The 21,348-nt window shown below is 70.6% G+C and carries 26 protein-coding genes; 11 read left to right on the forward strand and 15 right to left on the reverse strand.

Annotated features, from left to right (window positions below):
• Nucleotides 1-3 precede the first annotated feature (3 nt).
• From ACG04R_RS09605 to ACG04R_RS09625, 5 genes are read right to left on the reverse strand one after another with little or no spacing between them, the layout of a single operon-like run.
• Nucleotides 4-645, reverse strand: coding sequence for a hypothetical protein (locus ACG04R_RS09605; RefSeq protein WP_394408770.1), 642 nt, complete (start codon nucleotides 643-645; stop codon nucleotides 4-6).
• A 4-nt stretch (nucleotides 646-649) separates the two neighbouring features.
• Nucleotides 650-1,387, reverse strand: a complete 738-nt coding sequence (locus tag ACG04R_RS09610) for a hypothetical protein (RefSeq protein WP_394408772.1) — start codon at nucleotides 1,385-1,387, stop codon at nucleotides 650-652.
• 24 nt (nucleotides 1,388-1,411) lie between these two features.
• The gene (locus tag ACG04R_RS09615) at nucleotides 1,412-2,035 is read right to left on the reverse strand and encodes a hypothetical protein (protein ID WP_394408775.1); all 624 of its coding nucleotides are present in this window, start codon (nucleotides 2,033-2,035) and stop codon (nucleotides 1,412-1,414) included.
• Nucleotides 2,025-2,261, reverse strand: a complete 237-nt coding sequence (locus tag ACG04R_RS09620) for a helix-turn-helix domain-containing protein (RefSeq protein ID WP_394408777.1) — start codon at nucleotides 2,259-2,261, stop codon at nucleotides 2,025-2,027. The genes ACG04R_RS09615 and ACG04R_RS09620 overlap by 11 nt, the downstream gene beginning before the upstream one ends.
• Nucleotides 2,261-2,809 carry a DUF2975 domain-containing protein gene (locus ACG04R_RS09625; RefSeq protein ID WP_394408781.1) on the reverse strand — a complete coding sequence of 183 codons (549 nt, stop codon included), beginning with the start codon at nucleotides 2,807-2,809 and terminating at the stop codon, nucleotides 2,261-2,263. The genes ACG04R_RS09620 and ACG04R_RS09625 overlap by 1 nt, the downstream gene beginning before the upstream one ends.
• Nucleotides 2,810-2,898: 89 nt before the next feature.
• Here ACG04R_RS09625 and ybaK point away from each other — a divergent pair, with 89 nt between their 5' ends.
• From ybaK to ACG04R_RS09640, 3 genes are all read left to right on the forward strand, one after another.
• Complete coding sequence (gene ybaK, locus ACG04R_RS09630; RefSeq protein ID WP_394408784.1) at nucleotides 2,899-3,393, forward strand: Cys-tRNA(Pro) deacylase; 495 nt, start codon at nucleotides 2,899-2,901, stop codon at nucleotides 3,391-3,393.
• 76 nt (nucleotides 3,394-3,469) lie between these two features.
• The gene (plsY, locus tag ACG04R_RS09635) at nucleotides 3,470-4,180 is read left to right on the forward strand and encodes a glycerol-3-phosphate 1-O-acyltransferase PlsY (protein ID WP_394408787.1); all 711 of its coding nucleotides are present in this window, start codon (nucleotides 3,470-3,472) and stop codon (nucleotides 4,178-4,180) included.
• A gap of 4 nt (nucleotides 4,181-4,184) precedes the next feature.
• Nucleotides 4,185-4,538 (forward strand): RidA family protein, encoded by a 354-nt coding sequence (locus tag ACG04R_RS09640; protein ID WP_394408790.1) that lies wholly within the window; start codon nucleotides 4,185-4,187, stop codon nucleotides 4,536-4,538.
• Here the strand turns inward: ACG04R_RS09640 and ACG04R_RS09645 are convergent.
• On the reverse strand, nucleotides 4,535-5,089 hold the full coding sequence (locus ACG04R_RS09645; RefSeq protein ID WP_394408793.1) for a flavodoxin family protein: 555 nt from the start codon (nucleotides 5,087-5,089) through the stop codon (nucleotides 4,535-4,537). The two genes, ACG04R_RS09640 and ACG04R_RS09645, sit on opposite strands and share 4 nt — an antisense overlap.
• Nucleotides 5,090-5,111: 22 nt before the next feature.
• Nucleotides 5,112-7,373 carry an aminotransferase class V-fold PLP-dependent enzyme gene (locus ACG04R_RS09650; protein WP_394408796.1) on the reverse strand — a complete coding sequence of 754 codons (2,262 nt, stop codon included), beginning with the start codon at nucleotides 7,371-7,373 and terminating at the stop codon, nucleotides 5,112-5,114.
• A 98-nt stretch (nucleotides 7,374-7,471) separates the two neighbouring features.
• Between ACG04R_RS09650 and ACG04R_RS09655 the strand changes: the two genes are divergently transcribed.
• A complete protein-coding gene (locus ACG04R_RS09655) occupies nucleotides 7,472-7,936 on the forward strand; it encodes an Lrp/AsnC family transcriptional regulator (protein WP_394408799.1) in 465 nt (154 codons plus the stop codon).
• A gap of 26 nt (nucleotides 7,937-7,962) precedes the next feature.
• Here the strand turns inward: ACG04R_RS09655 and ACG04R_RS09660 are convergent, their stop codons facing one another.
• Genes ACG04R_RS09660 through ACG04R_RS09675 form a run of 4 tightly spaced genes read right to left on the reverse strand, consistent with a single transcriptional unit; the run spans nucleotide 7,963 to nucleotide 11,577 of the window.
• Nucleotides 7,963-8,772: a sulfite exporter TauE/SafE family protein gene (locus ACG04R_RS09660; RefSeq protein WP_394408802.1), complete on the reverse strand. Its 810-nt coding sequence runs from the start codon at nucleotides 8,770-8,772 to the stop codon at nucleotides 7,963-7,965.
• Nucleotides 8,773-8,775: 3 nt separating this feature from the next.
• Nucleotides 8,776-10,443, reverse strand: a complete 1,668-nt coding sequence (locus ACG04R_RS09665) for a bifunctional protein tyrosine phosphatase family protein/NAD(P)/FAD-dependent oxidoreductase (RefSeq protein WP_394408805.1) — start codon at nucleotides 10,441-10,443, stop codon at nucleotides 8,776-8,778.
• Between the two features lie 29 nt (nucleotides 10,444-10,472).
• Nucleotides 10,473-11,369: an MBL fold metallo-hydrolase gene (locus ACG04R_RS09670; RefSeq protein ID WP_394408808.1), complete on the reverse strand. Its 897-nt coding sequence runs from the start codon at nucleotides 11,367-11,369 to the stop codon at nucleotides 10,473-10,475.
• Between the two features lie 22 nt (nucleotides 11,370-11,391).
• On the reverse strand, nucleotides 11,392-11,577 hold the full coding sequence (locus ACG04R_RS09675; protein ID WP_394408811.1) for a YgaP family membrane protein: 186 nt from the start codon (nucleotides 11,575-11,577) through the stop codon (nucleotides 11,392-11,394).
• Between the two features lie 255 nt (nucleotides 11,578-11,832).
• Here ACG04R_RS09675 and ACG04R_RS09680 point away from each other — a divergent pair, with 255 nt between their 5' ends.
• The gene (locus tag ACG04R_RS09680) at nucleotides 11,833-13,158 is read left to right on the forward strand and encodes a sigma-54 interaction domain-containing protein (RefSeq protein ID WP_394408813.1); all 1,326 of its coding nucleotides are present in this window, start codon (nucleotides 11,833-11,835) and stop codon (nucleotides 13,156-13,158) included.
• Here ACG04R_RS09680 and trxC read toward each other — a convergent pair.
• Nucleotides 13,155-13,577 carry a thioredoxin TrxC gene (trxC, locus tag ACG04R_RS09685; RefSeq protein ID WP_394408815.1) on the reverse strand — a complete coding sequence of 141 codons (423 nt, stop codon included), beginning with the start codon at nucleotides 13,575-13,577 and terminating at the stop codon, nucleotides 13,155-13,157. The two genes, ACG04R_RS09680 and trxC, sit on opposite strands and share 4 nt — an antisense overlap.
• Nucleotides 13,578-13,820: 243 nt before the next feature.
• Between trxC and cydP the strand changes: the two genes are divergently transcribed.
• Genes cydP through ACG04R_RS09710 form a run of 5 tightly spaced genes read left to right on the forward strand, consistent with a single transcriptional unit; the run spans nucleotide 13,821 to nucleotide 17,109 of the window.
• Nucleotides 13,821-13,997, forward strand: coding sequence for a cytochrome oxidase putative small subunit CydP (gene cydP, locus ACG04R_RS09690; RefSeq protein WP_394408818.1), 177 nt, complete (start codon nucleotides 13,821-13,823; stop codon nucleotides 13,995-13,997).
• Nucleotides 13,994-15,550: a cytochrome ubiquinol oxidase subunit I gene (locus ACG04R_RS09695; RefSeq protein WP_394408821.1), complete on the forward strand. Its 1,557-nt coding sequence runs from the start codon at nucleotides 13,994-13,996 to the stop codon at nucleotides 15,548-15,550. Before cydP ends, ACG04R_RS09695 begins: the two co-directional genes overlap by 4 nt.
• A 10-nt stretch (nucleotides 15,551-15,560) precedes the next feature.
• Nucleotides 15,561-16,703, forward strand: coding sequence for a cytochrome d ubiquinol oxidase subunit II (cydB, locus tag ACG04R_RS09700; RefSeq protein ID WP_394408824.1), 1,143 nt, complete (start codon nucleotides 15,561-15,563; stop codon nucleotides 16,701-16,703).
• An 11-nt stretch (nucleotides 16,704-16,714) separates the two neighbouring features.
• On the forward strand, nucleotides 16,715-16,837 hold the full coding sequence (gene cydX / locus ACG04R_RS09705) for a cytochrome bd-I oxidase subunit CydX (protein WP_394408827.1): 123 nt from the start codon (nucleotides 16,715-16,717) through the stop codon (nucleotides 16,835-16,837).
• On the forward strand, nucleotides 16,834-17,109 hold the full coding sequence (locus tag ACG04R_RS09710) for a cyd operon YbgE family protein (RefSeq protein ID WP_394408830.1): 276 nt from the start codon (nucleotides 16,834-16,836) through the stop codon (nucleotides 17,107-17,109). Before cydX ends, ACG04R_RS09710 begins: the two co-directional genes overlap by 4 nt.
• 26 nt (nucleotides 17,110-17,135) lie before the next feature.
• Here the strand turns inward: ACG04R_RS09710 and ACG04R_RS09715 are convergent, their stop codons facing one another.
• Entirely contained in the window at nucleotides 17,136-19,154 is a 2,019-nt protein-coding gene (locus ACG04R_RS09715) for a DEAD/DEAH box helicase (RefSeq protein WP_394408834.1), read from the reverse strand.
• A 136-nt stretch (nucleotides 19,155-19,290) separates the two neighbouring features.
• Here ACG04R_RS09715 and ACG04R_RS09720 point away from each other — a divergent pair, with 136 nt between their 5' ends.
• A complete protein-coding gene (locus ACG04R_RS09720; RefSeq protein ID WP_394408837.1) occupies nucleotides 19,291-20,070 on the forward strand; it encodes an oxygen-binding di-iron domain-containing protein in 780 nt (259 codons plus the stop codon).
• A 30-nt stretch (nucleotides 20,071-20,100) separates the two neighbouring features.
• Here ACG04R_RS09720 and ACG04R_RS09725 read toward each other — a convergent pair whose 3' ends face one another.
• Together ACG04R_RS09725 and ACG04R_RS09730 are read right to left on the reverse strand one after the other, a co-directional pair.
• Nucleotides 20,101-20,586, reverse strand: a complete 486-nt coding sequence (locus tag ACG04R_RS09725; protein ID WP_394408840.1) for a hypothetical protein — start codon at nucleotides 20,584-20,586, stop codon at nucleotides 20,101-20,103.
• Between the two features lie 36 nt (nucleotides 20,587-20,622).
• Entirely contained in the window at nucleotides 20,623-21,342 is a 720-nt protein-coding gene (locus ACG04R_RS09730; protein WP_394408843.1) for a M56 family metallopeptidase, read from the reverse strand.
• Nucleotides 21,343-21,348: the final 6 nt, after the last annotated feature.

The following is a 21,348-nucleotide window of genomic DNA, read 5'->3' on the forward strand; positions in this document are numbered from 1 at the left end:
TGCTCACTTGCACTTGTAGGGCTTGCCGATCATCGAGACGGTGCTGGGTGCGACGCTGCTGTTGAAGGCGTTGTTGTCGGAGATGCGCGAGCGGAAGATCTCCACGCAGGTGCTGCCGCGGCGCATGACGGTGCGGTATTCACCTTGAGCGCCGACGCTCTGCGCATGGTTCTCGACGGGCTCCTCGACCCACGCGCCGGCGCCGCCGGTGGCATCGGCGATGCGATCCTCCAGCGTCGGCTTGGGCGTGTTGCTGCGCGGGTCGCTGAGCGCCGGGTTGCGCGCGGCCGCGGACGACGCGGCGTAGCCCGGCGGCAGGGTCAGGCGCAGGGCGGTGCGAGGCGGTTCTGCGGGCCTGGCCTCGGCGGGCGGGACGACGTGGATCACGGCGGGCGGCGCCGGTTCGGTGGCCGCCGCAGGCGCCGTGGCGGCCTGTGGTGTCGGCAGGGATGGGCGCACCGCCGCGGTCGGCGCAGGGGTGACGCGCGTCGGCTTGCGAGGCTGCACCGGCACGATGATGCGCATGGATACGGCCCGGCGCTCGCCAGCGTCCGTCATGGGTGGCGCGCGGTGAAGCCACAGCGCCACCAGCGCCGCGGCATGCAGTGCGACGACGAAGGCGCGGGCGGGCCAGCGGTGGTCCATCGCGCTAGAGCTTGATGCTCAGCTTGGTGTTGGCCGGCGGCACGAGGCGGGCGGCGTCGGGCCAGCTCTCCTGGCCCGTCAGCAGCGTGCAGGGGCGGCCCTTCTCGCCCTTCTTCGCGTCGGGGTCGCGCTCGTCGGCGGCCGGCGGCAGGGGCAGGCCCAGCAGTTGGCCGTCGGGGGAGCCTCCCTCGCGCCACTCCAGCTCCCAGGTCGGCGTGGCCGAGCACACGCGCACGGCCTGGATGCGCGGGAACAGCCAGCGCAGGTAGAAGGGCAGCAGCTCCTCGCGCAGCGTGCGCGCGACGCGGATGGCCTGGCGCACCTTGGCCATGGTCAGCTCCTCGGGCTTCACGTTGAGCTCGATGGTGCCGCGCACGGCCAACTGGCCCTTGGGCACGTTGGTGGCGAGGTCGGCCGTCTTGGCCTCGGCATCGGACAGCACGGGCAGATCGAACCCGCCTTCAGGGTGGATCTTGATGGGGTAGTCGGCGTCGTCGCTGGCGACGGCCAGGCGGATGTCGGCCACGGGGCGCTTGGTCTTCTCGGTGTCGACCTTGAAGTCCATTCGGTACACGCCTTCGCCGTAGCGGCGCATCTTGGAGATGACGCTGTTGATCTGCGCGTAGGGCAGGGCACTGCCGTCGCGCTTGAGCTCGGTTCGCACCGGCGGCAGGACTTCGAGTTCATCGGCGTGGGCGGTGGCGGTGGCGAGCAGCAGGGCAGGCAGCAGGAGCAGGCGCATGGCGGGTCGAGGTGGTGGGCGGGGTCAGCGCCGTTCGCAGCGGTAGGCGGGCGTGGCGCCCCAGGGCGTGGGTGCCGATGCTTCGTCGAAGGGCTGGCGCCCAGCGGTGCGGTTGCGATGCAGGTTGATGCAGGTGTTGCCGCGGCGCAGGCGCACCGTGTCGGCATCCATGCGCTCCTCGGCCCAGCGCCCGTCGCCACCGAGGTCGTTGGCGATGTGCTGGCCGAAGCGGCTGACGGGCGTGTTGCCGCGTGGGTCGTCCAGGGCCGGCTGGCGCCGTGCGGCGTCGGCCAGATCGGGCAACGTCAGCCGCAGCGGCGCGGACGGCTGTGGTGTCGGCGCGGCCGGGAGTGCGTCGGCGGTGCTGGGCTCGATGAGGTCGGGCGATGCGGCTGCTGGTACGGGTTCGGTGGTCGGCACCGCATCGGAGAGGTGCGGTTGCGGCGCGGCGGGCGGCATCACCGGCATCGGCGCGGTCGGTGGCGCGGGCCTCACGGGGATGAGTCGCAGCTCGCTCCAGTCGCGCGGCACGTTGCCGGCCGGCTGGGGGCGCGTGTTCAGCAAGGCCAGCACGCCGGCGTGCAGCGCGAGGATCAGCAGCCAGGCCGGCGCAGACGGGGCCCGCTGCGGCATGCGTTCAGCCCACATCGCCGTCGCCTTCGGGTTCGGGGCCGGGTTCCCACGCGAGCAGGTCGCCGGGCTGGCATTGCAGGGCCTCGCAGATGCGCGACAGCGTGTCGAAGCGCACGCCCCGCACCTTGCCGCTCTTCAGCAGCGACAGGTTGGCCTCGGTGATGCCCACGCGCTCGGCCAGCTCGCGCGAGCGCATCTTGCGCCGGGCGAGCATGACGTCGAGCGTGACGACGATGGGCATCAGATGAATCCAGCGTTCTCGTCGGCCACGCGAACCGCTTCGTGAAGGACTTGAGCCAGCGCCAGCAGCAGCAGGCCGAACAGCAGCGCGAGGTAGTGGTCGGACGACAGGCCGAACCACAGTTGGCGTTGGCCCTTGGGGTTGCCCCAGGTCAGCGCCAGGATGGCCAGCGTGTGGCCCAGCGGCTGGACCGCCGCGAGGCTGCTGACGCCCAGTCCCAGGCGGCGCAGATGCAGGGCCGGGCGCGGCGACAGCAGCTCGCCCTCGGCGAAGCAGCCGAACAGCGACCACATCTGCCACAGCGAGAACAGGATCACCGAAGTGGGCAGCATCATGGCCGCCAGGCCACCGAGCCGTGCGCCCATGTCCAGCTGCACGAGCGAGAGGTTCCAGGTCTTCTCAGCCACTTCGGCGACCCAGTCGGGCTGGGCCCAGAAGAAGAACGGCAGGATGCCGATGACCACGACGCCGAACAGGCACAGCAACCTCACGACCCAGGCCAGTCGGCGGATGCGCCGCAGGCCGTCGGAGGAAATGGAGTCGGGCATGGGGGTCTCTGAGGCGACAGGAAAACTTACTGTAAAACAATAATTCATTGCTGCGCTGCAGAATCTTGTCTCACCCCGAAAATGGAGGGATGAGCAAGAAGAACAGTCATGTCAGCGAGACCCCGGCGACGCAGGTGCTGCGTCGCGCCGGCATCGAGTTCACCGAGCACGTCTACGACTACGTCGATCACGGCGGCACCGCGGAGTCATCCAAGCAACTGGGCGTCGACGAGCATGCCGTCGTGAAGACGCTGGTGATGCAGGACGAGAAGGCAGAGCCGCTGATCGTGCTGATGCACGGCGACCGCACCGTGAGCCTGAAGGAGCTGGCGCGCCAGATCCCGTGCAAGAAGGTCGAGCCCTGCAAGCCTGAGGTGGCGCAGCGCCACAGCGGCTACCAGGTCGGCGGCACGTCGCCGTTCGGCGTGCGCAAGGCGATGCCGGTGTTCGTCGAGGCATCGATCCTTGAATTGCCGAAGATCTGCATCAACGGCGGCCGGCGTGGTTACCTCGTCGGCATCACGCCCCAGGTGCTGACCGACCTGCTGCAAGCGCGGCCGGTGAGCTGCGCGAACACAGCCTGAACCGGCATCGGGCGAAGGTCCGCACTCAGGGAAGTCCGGCGTGGACGCGTGCCTGGCTGCACGACAATGCCGCCCCATGCAAACCGCCTATTCCCTGCTGGCCGCGCTTGCCGGCTACCTTATCGGCTCGCTGTCCTTCGCCGTCATCGTCAGTCGCGCGATGGGCCTGTCCGACCCGCGCTCCTATGGCTCCGGCAACCCCGGCGCGACCAACGTGCTGCGTTCGGGCAACAAGGCTGCGGCCATCCTGACGCTGGTGTTCGATGCACTGAAGGGCTACCTCCCGGTGCTGGCCGTGAAGCTTTGGGGCGCGCCCTACGGCCTGGAGGAGGGCACGATGGCACTGGTCGGCCTGGGCGCCTTCCTGGGCCATCTGTGGCCGGTGTTCTTCAGGTTCGAAGGCGGCAAGGGCGTGGCCACGGCGGCCGGCGTCATCTTCGGCCTCAACCCGCTGCTAGGGGTTGCGACGCTGGCGACCTGGATCATCATTGCCGCGTTCAGCCGCTACTCGTCACTGGCCGCCATCGTGTCGGCCGCGTTCGCGCCGATGTATCAGTTGCTCATTTGGGAAGCCGGCCCGACCGCGCTGGCCCTGATCATCATGGGTCTGCTGCTGGTGTGGCGCCATCAGGCCAACATCAAGAAGCTGCTGGCCGGCACCGAAAGCAAGCTGGGCCAGAAGGCCGCGGGCGCGACGCCGGCGCCCGGCACCAGCAAGAAGCATCCGCACGGCACCGGCCCCAAGCCGGCCGGGCATTCGCATCACCATCCCTCACGAAAGAAGTGACCTCATGAGCAACAGCATCGACCGCTACGACGTCGGCCCCCGCATGTCCGAGATGGCCGTCTACAACGGCGTGGCCTACCTGGCCGGGCAGGTGGCCGAGGACGGCAGCCAGGGCATCGAAGGCCAGACGGCCCAGGTGCTGGCCGCCATCGACAAGCTGCTGGCCCGCGCCGGCACCGACAAGTCGCGCATCCTGCGTGCGCAGATCTTCCTCGTCGACCTGGCCGACTTCGCCGCGATGAATGGCGTGTGGGAGAAGTGGGTCACCGCCGGCCACACGCCGCCGCGCGCCACCGTGCAGGCCGCACTGGCCCGCCCGGAGTGGAAGATCGAGATCGTCGTGACCGCCGCCGTCTAAGCCGCGAAAAACGAATCCGCCTGCGCAAGGGCGGCCACGTCGGCGTCGATGGCGCCCGGCGGGCCGCCCTTGCCCCATAAGGCGCCGCCGAAACGCATGCCGAGGAAGTCGCCGCACAGGCGGGCCGAGTCCAGCATCGGCTGGCTCTTGGCGCGGTCGCCGCTGGTTGTCACGACGTGCAGCGTCTTGGCGGCCATGCTGGCCTTGAAGTCCACACCCGGCACGCGCATCCACGCGCTCCAGTGGTCCAGGTAGGTCTTCAGGTTCGACGGGAAGCTGAACCAGTAAGTCGGCGTGACGAGCACGAGGTCCGTGCAGGCCAGCGTCGCATCCAGCAGCCGGGCCATGTCGCCCGTCGGCGCGGGATAGGTGCCGGCCGTGTGGCGCAGGTCCACGAAGGGCAGCAGCTCGAAGTCGGCCAGGCGCAGCCAGGTCTGCGTCGTGTTGGCCGGCAGCTGCGCCGCGGCGCGGCGGGCGAGCTTCTCGGTGTTGCCTTCGTGGCCGGGCTCGCGTGTGGACGCGAGCAGGAAGAGGTAATGGGGCTTCGACATGCGCGGCATGCTAGCCGCCCGATCACGCGGCCACAGCCTCGCGGATGCCGTGGCAAAGCGCCACGCCGCCGTCCAGGCTCCAGGCCTGTTGCAGCCCCAGCCGACGCAGCGCCTGGGCGGCCTTTGCGCTGCGGTTGCCGCTGCGGCAGTACACCAGCAGCGTGATGTCGGCGCCGCCGGACAGCCAGCCGGGCAGGGCGTTGACCAGCGTGGACAGCGGCACGGCTTCGTGATGCCAGCCGGGGCCCAGGTCCGGGCGGCTGCCCAGGCGCTGCTCGTAGGCCTCGCGCACGTCGACGGCCAGCAGTCGCCGGCCCGGTTGCGGCAGCGCCAGGGTGTCGTCGAGGCTCAGCACGACGCGGGCGGCGTTGCTGCAACTGTCGACCCGCGCGCCGCAGGCCATCGTCTGGTACTCCGTGGGCGGCAGGTCTTGTTCCAGCGCGGCCTTGGCGCGGGCGAACGAGACATCGTCCAGGCCATCGAGCAGCAGCGAGGCCAGCAGCGGCTGGCGGGCGATCTCCGTGCCCAGCGTGCAGGCGTGGCGTTCGTCGTAGTCGTGGCCCGGCAGCAGCAGCGCGTGGCGGCCCACGGCGGCGTCGAGGGCGCGCAGCGTCGGGCCGAACGCCAGCGGCTGGCTCACCGGGAAGTCGCTCCGGCCCAGCGCCCCAGGCATCACCGTGTCGCCGACGAAGGCGGCCACCAGCCCGGTGGCGTCGCGCCACAGGTAGGTCACCGCATCGCTCGTGTGCCCCGGCGTGGGCAGGCGCGTGAGGCGCTGCGTGCCCAGCTGGATGGTGTCGGCACCCAGGGGCCAGCCGAGGGCATCGGCGGGCGGTGCGTCGGCCAGTGCCGGGGGCAGGGCGGCCCACAGCGCCGCGGCGGCGGACGCGTGGTCGCCGTGGCTGTGCGTGTCCAGCACGGCGGCCGGCGCATAGCCTTGGCAGCGCAGCCACTGCGCCAGCGACTCGGTCAGCTCGGGCGGTGGGTCGATGACGACACAGCGTCGCGTGGCGGCGTCGGCGACGACGTAGCAGCAGGCACCGTCGACGACATGCCGGGTCAGGCGCGGCGCCGGTGCGGCGGGTGTGCGATGGTCGCGCGTCATGCTGGGTGTCAGACAGCTCTCGCGCAGCGCGGCGCCGCAGTCCCGCAGGCGCCGGCAGGTCTCGTCGACGAGGTCGGCCGTGGTGGCCGGGCCGAAGGACAGGCGCACGGCCGACGCGCAACGCCACGGCGCCAGCCCCATGGCTCGCAGCACGTCGCTGGGCTGGGACTTGGCTGCACCGCAGGCCGACCCGCCGCTGACGCGGATGGCCGCCGCGTCGAACAGGTCCAGCAGCAGCTTGGAACTCAGCCCCGGCACCGAGAAGTTGATCGTCGTCGGCAGGCTGGTGGCCGGGTCGGCATTGAACACGACGCCAGGGAAGGCCTCCTGCAGCGCCGCGCACACGCGTGTGCGGTAGGCCTGCATCACGTCGGGCGGCTGGAAGCGGCCCGCCTCCAGCGCCGTGAAGACGGCACCCAGCGCGGCGATGCCGGGCATGTTCTCGGTGCCGGAGCGCTTGGCGCCTTCCTGGCCGCCGCCGGTGATCAGCGGCGTCAGCGGCGCGCCGTCGCGCACGTAGAGCAGGCCGATGCCCTTGGGCGCGTACAGCTTGTGGCCGGAGAAGGGCGCGTAGTCGATGGGCCGGGCCGACAGGTCCAGCGCGAGCTTGCCGAGTGCCTGCACGCTGTCCACCAGCCACAGCGCCGGCGAGCCCGCGAGCGCGTGCTGGATGCCGTCCAGGTCGCTGACGACGCCGGTCTCGTTGTTGGCGGCCATCGTGCACACCAGGCCGGCGCGCGGCGCATGGCGCTGCAGCCAGGTCAGGTCGTGGCGGCCATCGGTGCCGACGGGGATAGCCAGGATAGGCAGGTCCAGCCGCAGCAGCGCGTTCCAGTGCCGCAGCGCCTCGGGCACGGCCTTGTGCTCGGTGGCGCCGTACAGCAGCAGCTCGGCCCGGCCGTCACCCTGTTCGCGGCGCTGGCGCAGCGCGTTCAGTGCGGACAGCACGGCCGTCTGGATGCCCTCGGTGGCACCGCTCATGAAGAGAAGCTGCCCCGTCGGCGCGCCCAGCACGCGCCGCGCCTTCGCGCGCACGCCGTCTATCAGGGCGCGGGCCTTCAGGCCGCTGCCGTGGGTGCTGCTGGGGTTGCCGAAGTCGTCCTCCATCGCCGACAGCGCGGCCAGGCGGGCCTCGGGCAGGACGGGAGTGGTTGCGTTGGCGTCGAGATAGATTTCCATGGCCGTGGAATTCTGTAGAGAACGGCGCGCAAACGCCCTGCAGAATTTCTCTCAATTGGCCTAAAAATCGCAAGCATATTCCGAGTTTTGGATTGAAGATGAAATTGGATTCCATCGACAAGCGCCTCATCGAGGCGCTGCAGCACAACGCGGAGACGCCGGTCGCCGAGCTGGCCGACGCGGTGGGCCTGTCGCAGACCTCGTGCTGGCGCCGTGTGCAGCGCCTCAAGGACGCGGGCGTGCTGCGCGCCAGCGTGATGCTGGTCGACCGGCATCAGGTCAACGTCGGCGTGACGGTGTTCGTGTCGGTGCGCACGAGCACGCACAGCCAGGACTGGTTCGACCGCTTCCACGCCGCCGTGCAGGCCATCCCCGAGGTCGTCGAGTTCTACCGGATGAGCGGCGATGTCGACTACCTGCTGCGCGTCGTGGTGCCCGATATCGCCGCCTACGACCAGGTCTACAAGCGGCTCATCCGGGACACCCAGCTGTCCGACGTGTCCTCCAGCTTCGCGATGGAGGAGCTGAAATTCACGACGGCGTTGCCGCTGTCCTACGTCTGAAGGCGATGGCCTGCGGCGTGGCTGCGTCAGTGCCCGGCGGCCCGCACCAGCATCGCCATCGCCACCACGGCGGCCAGCACGCCGAAGGCCTGCTGCAGCCGGGCAGCGTTCAGCCGGGCGGTGAGCCGGCGGCCCGCCAGCAGCGCCAGCACGGCGCCGGCCGCGAACGGCGCGGCGACCTGCCAGTCCATCGCACCCTGCGTGGCTGCGCCCAGCACGCCCCCTACCGACACCAGCGCGATGACCGCCATCGACGTGGCCACGACGCCGCGCGACGGCACGTTGCTGATCTCCGAGAGCATCGGCACGATGACGAAGCCGCCACCCACGCCCAGCAGGCCGCTCAGCAGGCCCGACAGCGCCCCGGTCAGCGCCAGCAGCGCCGTGCACGGTGCGCGCCATGACAGCCGGCCGGTGGCCGGGTTCATCGCGCACGCAGGCCGGCGCCGGGGCTGGCTGTCGGCTGCCGGCGCCCGCGGCCGCAGATGGCGCCACGCGACCCAGGCCAGCACGAGGGCGAACAGCGCCATCACCGGGCCGTTGGGCAGGCGGTGCGACAACTCCACGCCCAGCGGTGCGATGAGCATGCCGGTCAGCCCGATCAGCAGTGCGGCTCGGTAGCGGACGATGCCCTCGCGCAGGCCCAGCAGGGCGCCCAAGGCCGCGGCCAGCCCCACGGCCAGCAGCCCGACCGGGGCGGCCTGCGCCATCTGCAGGTGCAGGCCGAACACCAGCAGCGGCACGGCCAGGATGCCCCCGCCTGCACCCGTGAGTGCCAGCACCACGCCGACGACGGCGCCCATCAGCAGGCTCAGGCCGGTGACGTCTGGCGCCACGGGTCAGCCCACCATCTCGGGCTCGGCCAGCCACTCGCGGCCCTTGAGCATGCCTTCCCAGTACAGCGGCGGCAGGATTCGCTCTTTCAGGAGCCAGGCCAGGCGCGACGGCCGAGTGCCGTCGATGAGCCACTTCGGGAAGCTGGGCGCCACCTTGCCGCCGTAGGTGAACTCGGCCAGCACGATCTTGCCGCGCTCCACGGTCAGCGGGCAGGAGCCATAGCCGTCGTAGCGGGCCTCGCCCTGGGCGGCGCCGCGGGCGGCCAGCACGTTGTGCGCGACGACGGGCGCCTGCTTGCGTGCGGCGGCGGCTGTCTTGGCGTTGGGGGTGTTGGCGGCATCGCCCAGCGCGAAGACGTTGGCATGGGCCCTGTGGCGCAGCGTGGCCGGGTCAACGTCCACCCAGCCGGCGGCATCGGCCAGCGGGCTCACGCGAATGAAGTCCGGCGCCTTCTGCGGCGGCACGACGTGGATCATGTCGAACTCGCGCACCACCTGGGTCTTGCTGCCGTCGGCGTGGGCCTGGCTGAAGGTGGCGGTGCGGGCCGGGCCGTCGATGGCGGTCAGCGTCTGGCCGAAGTTCAGGTGGATGCCGTAGGCCTGCACGTACTGCATCAGTGCGGGCACGTAGTCCGCCACGCCGAACAGCACGGCGCCGGCGTTGCAGAACTGGATGTCCACGTCGCGCAGCACGCCGGCGCGGCGCCACTGGTCGGCCGACAGGTACATCGCCTTCTGCGGCGCGCCTGCGCACTTGATGGGCATGGGCGGCTGCGTGAACACCGCGCGCCCGCCGCGCAGCTGCTGCACCAGTTGCCAGGTGTAGGGCGCGAGGTCGTAGCGGTAGTTGGAGGTGACGCCATGGCGGCCCAGTGTGTCCACCAGACCGTCGATGCCGTGCCAGTCCAGCTTCAGGCCCGGACAGACGACGAGCTGCCGGTACTTGACCACGCGGCAGCCGTCGAGGATGACCGCGTCGCGCTCGGGCTCGAACGCGGCCACGGCGGCCTTCAGCCAGTGCACGCCGCGCGGCAGCACCGAGGCCAGCGTGCGCGCGGTGGTGGCCGCGTCGAACACGCCGCCGCCCACCAGCGTCCAGCCGGGCTGGTAGTAGTGCACGTCGGCCGGGTCGATGATGGCGATGTCCAGGTCGGGCTGGCGCGCCAGCAGGCTGCTGGCCACCGCGATGCCGGCTGCGCCACCGCCGACGATGACCACCTCGTGCGTCGCGTCCGCCACCTCCACGGGCGTCTTGCCGCCGTTGACGAGTCGGCGCACGACGCCCTTGAGGTCGTAGCCGGCGCGGGCCGCGCGCTCGATGATCTCCGGCAGGGGCCGCTGGCCGGACTGCGACAAGGCCCACATCGTCGTCGAGCGCATGCCGGTGCGGCAGAAGGCCAGCACCGGTTTGGCACTGCCGGCCAGCAGCTCACCGAACTGGCGGCCCTGCTTGTCCGTGACCTTGCCGGACTCGGCCGGCAGGTAGTGCATCGTGATGCCCAGGCCGCGCGCCGCGGCCTCCAGTTCGGCGAACACCGGCTGGTCATTGCCTTCGCCGTCGGGGCGGTTGCAGATCAGCGTCCGGAAGCCGGCGTTGAAGATTTCCGCCAGGTCGGCGGCGTGGATCTGGGCGGCCACGGCCAGGTCCGGTGTCAGCGTCTTGAGTTCCATGCTTGTCTCCTCGCGGGTGTTGTCGGAACTCAGACCGCGTTCAGCGGGATCTTGAGGTAGCGCACGCCGTTGTCCTCGGCGGGCGGCAGTTCGCCGGCGCGCATGTTGACCTGCACCGACGGCAGGATCAGCGTGGGCATGCCCAGCGTCGCATCGCGTGCGTTGCGCATGGCGACGAAGGCGTCCTCGCTGATGCCGTCGCGCACGTGCACGTTGTTCGCGCGCTCGTCGGCCACGGTGCTGATGAACTGCACTTCACGGCCGCCGGGCTGGTAGTCGTGGCACATGTAGAGCCGGGTGTGCGGCGGCAGGCTCAGCACCTTGTTGATGGAGCGGTACAGCGTGCGGGCGTTGCCGCCGGGGAAGTCGCAGCGGGCGGTGCCGTAGTCGGGCATGAACAGCGTGTCGCCGACGAAGGCGGCGATGTCGGCGTCGGCACCCTCGCCGGCCGTGACGACGTAGGTCATGCAGGCCGGCGTGTGCCCCGGCGTGTGCAGCGCGCGGGCTTGCAGGCCACCGATGGCGAAGGCTTCGTCGTCCTGGAGGAGGTGGTCGAACTGCCGGCCGTCGCGGGCGAAGTCCGGACCGGCGTTGAACAGCTGGCCGAACACCTGCTGCACGGTGGTGATGTGGCTGCCGATGGCCAGCCGGCCTCCCAGCGCGCGGCGCAGGTAGGGCGCGGCGGACAGGTGGTCGGCATGCACATGCGTCTCCAGGATCCACTGCACCTGCGCGCCGAGGTCACGCACGCGGGCGATGAGGCGGTCGGCGCTGGCGGTGTCGGTGCGGCCGGACTTGGGGTCGTAGTCCAGCACGCTGTCGACCAGCGCGCATTGCATCGTCTCGCGGTCCAGCACGAGGTAGCTGACGGTCCAGGTGCCCGGATCGAAGAAGCCTTCGACCTGCAGTCGGGAAGGAGTGGTCATGTCGGTCTCCCGTGGCGGCGGCTCAGCGCCGGCAGGTGGTGATGCCCAGCACGGCGTACAGCGGGCAGAAGCCCAGCGCACCCGTGAGCAGCGGCACGACGCCGACCCAGCCCCACACCCCCACGGTGCCGGTGGCCGCCAGCGCCAGCAGTGCCAGCCCGGCCGCCACGCGCACGCCGCGATCCACGGTTCCTTCATTCGCCTTCATGTCTGTCTCCTCGAGAGCCTTCGGGTTGTGCCGCCGCCCTGGCAGGGGCGGTGGTCGTCCCTCGCTTCTTTTCAAGACCCGTGCCAGCGTTGGTCGCTGCAGGGTTTGGCGTCGCAAGTTATTGATGCAGCACAGGATTCGCGCGCGGGCGGCGCTGTCGCGGCATCGCCGGGCCTGCGCCGGCTGCCGCCATGTCCGGCAGATTGGCAGTGAACTGGCAGCGCCTGGCAGTCGTCGCCCACAATGCGCCCCACCATGCCCGCACACGCCGACGCCGCACCGCCCGTACAGGCGCTCGTCTCCTACCTGGAGCACGAAGCCCAGCCGATGATCGTGATGGACCCGGACTACAACATCCTGGCCGCCAACACCGCCTACCAGCGGCAGTTCGGTACGGCGGACCGGCCTTACCTGGGCCACAAGTGCTACCGCGTGTCCCACCACTACGACGTGCCGTGCGACCAGGCCGGCGAGCACTGCCCGATGAAGCGCGCGTTCGAGCTCAAGGGCCCCGACCGCGTGCTGCACATCCACCACACGCCGCGCGGCCCCGAGCACGTGGACGTGGAGCTGCGCCCCATCCTCGGCGCCGATGGCCAGGTGGTGGCCTATGTGGAGCGGCTGACGACCGTCAGGCACGCCTCCGCCCGCGCCAGCCAGGCCGGGCTGGTAGGGCGCTCACCGGCCTTCAACAGCGCGCTGGAAGCGGTGCAGCGCGTGGCGCGATCGGAGCTGCCGGTGCTGCTGCAGGGCGAGTCGGGCACGGGCAAGGAGCTGTTCGCGCGTGCGGTGCACGAGGCCAGCGACCGGCGCGAGGGCCCGCTCGTCGTCGTGGACTGCTCGGGCCTGCCCGAGACCTTGTTCGAGAGCGAGCTGTTCGGTCACGAGAAGGGCGCGTTCACCGGCGCACAGCACCGCAAGCCGGGCCTCGTGGAGACGGCTGCCGGCGGCACGCTGTTCCTCGACGAGATCGGCGACGTACCGCTGGGCATGCAGGTCAAGCTGCTGCGGCTGATCGAGTCGGGCACGTTCCGCCGCGTCGGCGCCACCGAGACGCAGCAGGCCGACTTCCGGCTCGTCGCCGCCACGCACAAGCCGCTGCAGCAGATGGTGGCGGACGGCAGCTTCCGGCAGGATCTCTACTACCGCATCGCCGCCTTCCCCATCTTCCTGCCGCCACTGCGCGAGCGGGCCGACGACATCCCGCTGCTGGTGGACTCCTTCCTGCAGCGCGGGGGCAAGGCGGCGCAGCGGCTGGTCATCCAGCCGGCTGCGATGGCCCGGCTGCAGGCCCACGACTGGCCCGGCAACATCCGCGAGCTGCGCAACGTGCTGGAGCGCGCGCGGCTGTTCGCCGATGACGGCATCGTGCGGCCCGAGCACCTGCCCGAGTGGCTGCACGCGCCCCGGCAGGTGCTGGCGCCGACGGCGGCATCGCCGGCCGTGCCGGAACCGGCGGCGGACGCCGAGATTTGCCGCCTCGTCGCCGAGGGGCGGCTGAGCCGGCGCGAGATGGCCGAGCAGCTGGGCCTGAGCGAGCGCACGTTCTATCGGCGGCTCAAGGCGCTGGGCTTGAGTTAGCGCAGGGCCGCATCCACCCATGCGCTGAGCTGCGCGGCCGACATCGCGCCGCTCTGCCGCGCCACCTCGCGGCCGCCAACGAACAGCAGCGTCGTCGGGATGCTGCGGATCTGCAGCGCCGCGCTGCTGCGGGGGGCGGCGTCGCTGTCCACCTTTACGAAGCGCAGCTCGGGCCGCGCGGCGGCCAGTTGCTCGAACTGCGGCGCATAGGACCGGCAGGGGCCGCACCAGGCGGCCCAGAAGTCCACCAGCACCGGCGCCTCGGTGCCCTGCAGGTAGGGGCCCAGGTCCGCGTCTCCCAACGCCACCGGCTTGCGCGGCGCCACGGGCTGGCCGCAACGCCCGCAGGTGGGATCGTCGGCCACACGTTCATCGGGGACGCGGTTGCGGGTGCCGCAGTGGGGGCAGGCGAGCAGCATGGTGGGCTCCAGTGGATATGCGCCCTAGATCGGGCGCGGCGTCGAAACTTAAAGAGACCGCTGCACCGCCACGCGGTGTGACTGCCATGCGCCACTGCCAGTGACTGCGTGGCAGTCGCGGCTGCCGCCGGATGGCAGACCTGGCAGCCCCTGATGACGAGGCGAAATCGTTGTCGTGACAGCCACTTGGCGACTTGCCGGTCAAGGTGTGCTGGCTGGCATGGATCTTGGGATGAACCGGTCATGTCACACGATGAACACCGCCTCGTCCGCCACCTGGCCTGGGTGGTCGTCATCAAGCTGCTGGCGCTCGTCGGCCTCTGGTGGATGTTCGTGCGCGACCAGCATGTCAGCACCGACGCCGCCGCGGCCGCCCGACACCTTGCAGCACCCGCCCCCGACCAAGGAGAACCCCGGTGATCTCGGAACATGTCGTCGACCTGTCGCGTCTGCAGTTCGCAGCCACGGCGATGTACCACTTCCTCTTCGTGCCACTGACGCTCGGCATGGTGTGGCTGCTCGTCATCATGGAGACGGTCTACGTGATGACGGGCAAGACGGTGTGGAAGGACATGACCCGCTTCTGGGGCAAGCTCTTCGGCATCAACTTCGCGCTGGGCGTCACGACCGGCATCACGCTGGAGTTCCAGTTCGGCACGAACTGGGCCTATTACTCGCACTACGTCGGCGACATCTTCGGCGCGCCACTCGCGATCGAGGGCCTGATGGCCTTCTTCCTGGAGAGCACCTTCATTGGCCTGTTCTTCTTCGGCTGGAATCGGCTGAGCCGTCCGCAGCACCTGCTGGTGACGACGCTGATGGCCGTCGGCACCAACCTGTCGGCGCTGTGGATACTGATCGCCAACGGCTGGATGCAGAACCCCGTGGGCGCCGAGTTCAGCTACCAGACCATGCGCATGGAGATGACCGACTTCTGGGCCGTCGTCTTCAACCCCGACGCCCAGGCCAAGTTCGTGCACACCGTGTCGGCGGGCTACGCGACGGGTGCCATGTTCGTGCTGTCCGTCAGCAGCTGGTACCTGCTCAAGGGCCGGGATGTGGAGTTCGCCAAGCGCAGCTTTCGCGTGGCGTCGGCCTTCGGCCTGGCCAGCGTGCTCAGCGTCATCGTGCTGGGTGACGAGTCCGGCTACACGGTCGGCGAGGCCCAGCAGACCAAGATGGCCGCCATCGAAGCGATGTGGGACACCGAGCCCGCTCCGGCCAGCTTCAACATGATCGCGGGCATCAACGAGGCCGAGCAGAAGAACGACTGGGCCGTCGAGATCCCTTACGTCATGGGCATCATCGGCACGCGCAGCCTGAGCAAGGAGATCCCGGGCATCCGCGACATCAAGGTCAAGAACCGGGAGCGCATCGAGCGCGGCATCCAGGCCGTCATCGCCCTGGAAGCCCTGCGCAAGCACCGGGACGATCCGGTGGCGCTGGAAGCCTTCGAACGCCACAAGGCCGACCTCGGCTTCGGCCTGCTGCTGAAGAGGTACGTCACCGATGTGCGTCAGGCCACGCCCGAGATCATCGAGCGCGCCGTCAACGACACCGTGCCCCGCGTCACGCCGATGTTCTGGAGCTTCCGCCTCATGGTGGGCCTGGGCATGCTGATGCTGGCGCTGTTCGGCCTGTCGTTCTGGACCACGCTGAAGGGCGCCTGCGCCTACCGGCCCTGGCTGCTGAAGTGGGCACTGTGGATGCTGCCGGCGCCGTGGCTGGCCTGCGAGCTGGGCTGGTTCGTCGCCGAGTACGGCCGCCAGCCCTGGACGATCTACGGCGTGCTGCCCACGCACCTGAGCGTGTCCACCATCAGCGCCGAGAGCCTCTACGGCTCGCTGGCCGGCTTCGTGGGCTTCTACACGGTGCTGCTCATCGTCGAGGTCTACCTGATGCAGAAGTTCGCGCGCCAGGGGCCGGGGTCGCTGGGCACCGGCCGCTACGACCACGAACCCGCACACGCCTGAGGAGAACGCCATGATCGACTACGCAACCCTGAAGATCATCTGGTGGCTGCTGGTGGGCGTGCTGCTCGTCGGCTTCGCCATCATGGACGGCCATGACATGGGCGTCGGCACGCTGCTGCCCTTCGCCGGCCGCAGCGACGAGGAGCGTCGCGTCGTCATCAACACCGTCGGCCCGCACTGGGACGGCAACCAAGTCTGGTTCATCACGGCGGGCGGCGCCATCTTCGCCGCCTGGCCGCTGGTCTACGCCACCGCCTTCAGCGGCTTCTACTGGGCGCTGCTGGCGGTGCTGTGGGCGCTGTTCTTCCGGCCCGTCGGGTTCGACTACCGCAGCAAGCTCCACGACGCCCGCTGGCGCAGCACCTGGGACTGGGGCCTGTTCATCGGCGGTGCCGTGCCGCCGCTGATCTTTGGCGTGGCCTTCGGCAACCTGCTGCAGGGCGTTCCCTTCCAGTTCGACGACTACCTCGTCAGCAACTACACCGGCAGCTTCTGGCAGCTGCTCAACCCGTTCGCGCTGCTCGCCGGCGTCGTCAGCAGCGCCATGATCACGATGCACGGCGGCACCTACCTCGCGCACCGCACCGAGGGCGTCATCCAGGCGCGCGCCATTGCGGCCACGCGCGGCGCGGCGGTCGTGACGGTGCTGGCCTTCGTGGCGGCCGGGCTGTGGCTGCGCTTCGGCGGCATCGAGGGGTTCGCGATGACCCAGGCGCCCGATCCCAACGCCATGCCCGATCCGCTGGCCAAAGTGGTCGTGCGCAGCGCCGAGGGCTGGTGGAGCAACTACCGCCGCCTGCCGGCGCTGTGGGCATTGCCCGCGCTGGGCGTGGCCGGTGCGCTGCTGGCCGCCGGGCTGGCCGGTGCGCGGCGCACGCTGTCGGCCTTCGTCGCGTCATCGCTCGCGATGCTGGGCATCATCGGCACGGCCGGCGCAGCCATGTTCCCGTTCATCATGCCGTCGTCCAGCATGCCCGGCGCGAGCCTGACGGTCTGGGACAGCGTCTCCAGCCCGATGACGCTGGCACTGATGCTCGGCGCCACGGTGCTCTTCATGCCGCTGATCGTGCTCTACACCGGCTGGGCCTACCGCGTGATGCGCGGCAAGGTCACGGTCGAGCACATCCGCGCCAACGAACACACTGCCTACTGAAAGGGCCTGCCATGTGGTACTTCGCCTGGATTCTGGGTGTCGGCTTCGCCGTGCTGCTGGCCGTGATGAACGCGATGTGGGGCGAGATGGCCGAGGACCGGCGTGCCTCGCATCGACAGGACGACGAAGCATGAGCACGGCGACGTCACCCGGCCTGCACTGGCCCAGCCTGCTGACCGGCCTGGCGCTGATGCTGGTGGGCACGGCCTACCCGCTGCTGTTCGCGCGCGCCAACGGCCATGCTGACCACGGGCTGGCGACCCTGCTGTTCTGGGCCATGAGCGCGGGCTTCGTGCGCGGTGTCGGCTACGTGCCGCGGCATCGTGCCTGGCGCTGGCTGTTCTCCGGCTGGGCCTGTCTGGCTGCGCTGGTGCTGGCAGGTCTGGGCGTCGGGCTGAGGCCTTAGCCGAGCTCAGCCGGGCTCAGCCGGGCTCAGCCGGCGCGTTTCGCGCGCTCGCGCCAGAACGCCGCGTCGATGAGCTGCTCGGCGCCCGTGCGGGCGTTGACGAGCCAGAACTGCTGGCCGTCCGGGCTGACGCGCACCACCTCGCCCTCGTGCCGCCCCGCGCTCACGCGCTGGCCGAGCGTGTTGGCCGGAAAGCCGGGTTGCCGCGCCAGCGCCAGCAGCGGCGTCACCGCCCGCGTGTCGCCGGCCAGCCGCAGCCGTTGCACCAGCGGCGCCAGCAGCGGGCTGGCCGCGTCGGCGGGCGACACGAACAGCACCAGCTTGGCCTGCGCCCGGCTCAGCGCGACGTTGAGCAGCCGCTGCGCTTCCTCGCCGTGCAGGAAGGGCTGGGCGCCGTCGGCCGGGTCGAACAGCACGACCGGCGCCTCGCTGCCCTGGGCGCGGTGCACGGTGCTGACGCGCAGCGACTCCGGCAGCCCGCGTGCCCGCAGCCGCTGGCGGATCAGCGCACGCTGGGCGCGGAACGGTGTCAGCACGATCAGCTCGTGCGGCTGCCACGCGCCGCTGGCCAGCGCCTGCGCCAGCAGCTCGGCGATCGCCTCGGCCGACTCGCGCCGCACCGGCCCGCGCTCGGCGGCCACCCAGCCGCCGTCGGTCTTCAGGCGGTGCACGTGGACGTGCGTGTCGGCGGCGATGCCGCCCAGTTTGCGCTGCCGCGCTGCCTGCCAGTCCGGCGACGCTGCCGAGTCGCCTGCCACGCGAAGCGCGCCGTCGTAGAACAGCTGGCTGACCAGCTCGCCGATCGGCGGCGCCATGCGCGACTGCTCGTCCAGCAGCGCCACGGCCGGGCTGCTGCCGCGCGGCATCTCGGCAAACGCCGAGCGGCCCAGCCAGCGGCGCGCGGGCGGAGAGTCGCTGCGCAGCACCGGCGACAGCTGCTGCGGGTCGCCCGCGAACAGCCGTGCGCGGCTCAGCGGCATCAGCACCAGTGCGTGCGCGAGGCTGACCTGGCTGGCCTCGTCGAACACCAGCAGGTCGAACGGCGGCTCGCCGTCGGGCGACATCTCGCGCAGCGTCTTGAGCGTGAAGGCGGCGCGTGTTGTCGTCATGCTGGCCAGGCGGCAGCGTTGCAGCACCTTCAGCGACGACGCGCGCAGCTCGTCACGCAGGGCGGCGACGCGGTCTGCCCAGGCCTTCAGCGCGAGCGCGTCGCGGGCCGATGGCCGCTGGCCCTCGGCGCGTGCAAGGCGGGCGATGAGGTCGCGGTCCTGCGTCGGGATCAGATGCTCGCGGCCTTCGTAGGCGGCGGCGTCGAAGCGCGTGCCCAGCCGTTGCACGTCGGCGCGGAGGTGCCCGCGGCGGCCTTTCTCCAGCGCCTTGTCGACAGCCAGCGTCGCCTGATCCACGGCCTGGTTGGTGGTGGACAGCAGCAGCACCCGGGCCTGTGGGTGGCGGTCCAGGTACTCGGCCAGCAGCACGCCCAGCGTCGTCGTCTTGCCGGTGCCCGGCGGGCCCCACAGGAAGCCGCTGCTGTGATGGATCAAGCCGAGCGCCGCGCGCTGCGCCGGGCGCAGCCAGCGGAAGGGCTCGCCGGTCAGCGCCATGCCGCCGCGCAGCGGCTGCGGGCTCGACAGGTCGGGCAGGCCCGCCAGCGCTGCCTCAGCCCACGGCGTGTCGTACCAGGCGTCGGCCACGGCGTTCAGGAAGCGCGTCGGGTAGAGGCGGATCAGGTGCCCGGCCGGCGGTGGTGGGCTGCTGGCGTTCTGCAGCACGAGCTGGTCGTCTTCGGCGACGACGGCCAGCACGCTCGCCCCGCCTTTGGTCGGCGCGCCCCACCACGCGGAGGCGCCGTCCAGGCTGTCGTCCAACAGCGCCTGCGCCGATGCCGCGCCCGGCCGCTGGCCCTCGGCGAACACGTAGCCCGGCTCCAGCGTCACGCGCCACAGGCTGCCGTCGCGTTCGGTGTGCAGCACCTTGAAGTCGTAGTACTCGGGCGTGGCCGACAGCTCGGCGCTCAGGGCCGCGCGGACGTCGGCAAGGCTCATGGATCAGCGAAGACGAAAGACGAAAAGCGCAGACTGTAATTGCATCCAGTATTTGACTCGGCTTGATCCCGCTCAAGACCTGCCACGCGCAGGGCAGTTAGCCTGCGCAGCCACCACCACTGTCCGGGTTGCCAGGATGTCCATCGAGTTGTTCCGCCAGGGCCGGCATGTCTGCGCCATGTTCTCCAGACTGGGTGACGAGGGCGGCGACGCCGTGCAGTCCAACCAGTTCCTGCTGGTCAACGGCGACACCGGCGCCATCCTCGACCCCGGCGGCAACATCGCCTATCACCAGCTGTACCTCGGCATGTCGGCGTTCTTTCCGCCGCACAAGCTGGCCGCCATCCTGGCGTCCCATGCCGACCCGGACATCATTGCGTCGCTGGACCGCTGGATGACGGCGACCGAGGCGCCGGTCTACATCTCGCGCCTGTGGGAGCGGTTTGCGCCGCATTTCTGCAAGCCCGGCAAGACGCTGGGCCGCGTCGTGGGCCTGCCCGATGCCGGCCAGCGTTTGCGGCTGGGCACGGGCGACGACCGCTTCGAGCTGTGGGCGTTGCCCGCGCACTTCCTGCATGCCGAGGGCAACTTCCAGTTCTACGACCCGGTGAGCCGCATCCTGTTCTCCGGCGACCTCGGCGCCTCGCTGGGCGGCGGGCTCAACCCCGAGCAGTCGGTGACGTCGCTGGCCGCGCACATCCCGCGCATGGAAGGCTTCCACCGCCGCTACATGGTCAGCAACAAGGTGCTGCGGCTGTGGGCGGCGATGGTGCGTCAGCTGGACATCCAGATGATCGCGCCCCAGCACGGCTCGCCCATGGTGGGCGCGGCCGTGCACGAGTTCATCGACTGGGTCGAACAGCTGGAGTGCGGCGTCGACCTGTTCGGGGCTGAGAACTACCGGGTGCCGGGCTGAGGCTCGCGGCAGGCCAGTGCCGGCCTGACGTCACAGCTTGGCTGCGCCCTGCAGCGTCGGCGTGATGACCACTGACAGCAAATCCATCGCCGCAGGGTCGTTGCTCCCGAGTTCGATGGTGGCCTTGATGCCGTTTCGTGTGATCAGCCTGGGGCGTGCAACCACGTTCAGCGGCGCGCCCCTGCTGATTTCGGCCTGCAGGTCGATCTTGTCGTCTCCCAGGTCCCGGGCCTCGATGGCGATGGCCAGGGAGTCCGGCGTGGGGTGGTCGGGCGTGCCGTTGAACATGACTAGCGCCCGCTTGCCCAGAGCCGTGCGGACGGTAGGTTGGCTCGTCAACGTCGTGCGGGCCTTTTCGGGGCCTGTGACGTGGCGGATGTCCAGCTTCAGCTCCACCTGCGGCCCCTCGGCGTCGGGCGAGGTGTCCTGCGCGGCGTAGGCCAGGCCCACGACGGCGAGCAGCGCGAGGCCGAGGGCAGCGGCGCGACGCCGTGGCAGCAGGGCAGGGCGGTTCAACATGGCAATCCTTTCGACAAGCGGATGGGAGCTGCCTCAGCGACTGGCCAGCGGCGCGCCGTGGTGCGTGAGGTCGTGCGCCGCGAGCAGCGCGCGGGTGTAGGTGGCGAGGGCATCCGGTTGACGCGCCAACACGACCGCGTCGCAGGCGAGTTCCTGGTCGGCCTGCATGCGGCGCGCGGCAGCCCAAGCCAGCGGGTTCCACCAGTGCAGCGCGGTGAGCGTGCAGGCCAGCAGGTTCCAGGCGTTGTCGTGGCGGGTGCGGTGCACTTCTTCGTGGGCCAGGATCAGCTGGCGCTCGTCGGCGGTGAAGCGAGCCTCGAAGTCGGCCGGCAGCGCCACGCGCGGCCGCCACAGGCCGACGAGTGCGGGGCTGGTGCCGGCCGGCAGCCGCGTGCCGTGGCGGGCGAGCCGCCATTGCCGCGCTGCTTGCAACGTCAGCACGAGTGCCGCGCCGCCCAGCCAGGCGGTCAGCAGCAGTCGAGGCCAGATCGCTTCGGGCGTGGGTGCGGGCAGTAGTGGCGCCGCTGCCGTGCGGGCCAGGTCAGCGACCGTCACGAGTACCGGCAGCGGCCTGGCGCCGAGACTGGGCAGCAGCGGCGTCACGAGCAGCGCCGGCAGCAGCAGCCAGGCCGCGTAGGTCGCGCGGGCACCGAGTTGCTTCAGCAGCAGCGGCCGCAGGGCCAGCAGGAGCAGCGTGCCCAGGCTCAGCAGCAGGGCCTGACGTTGCAGAGCGGCCAGCAGCGAGTCGGTCATGGCGGC

The organism is Pelomonas candidula (assembly GCF_043555985.1).
GTDB lineage: Bacteria > Pseudomonadota > Gammaproteobacteria > Burkholderiales > Burkholderiaceae_C > Pelomonas > Pelomonas candidula.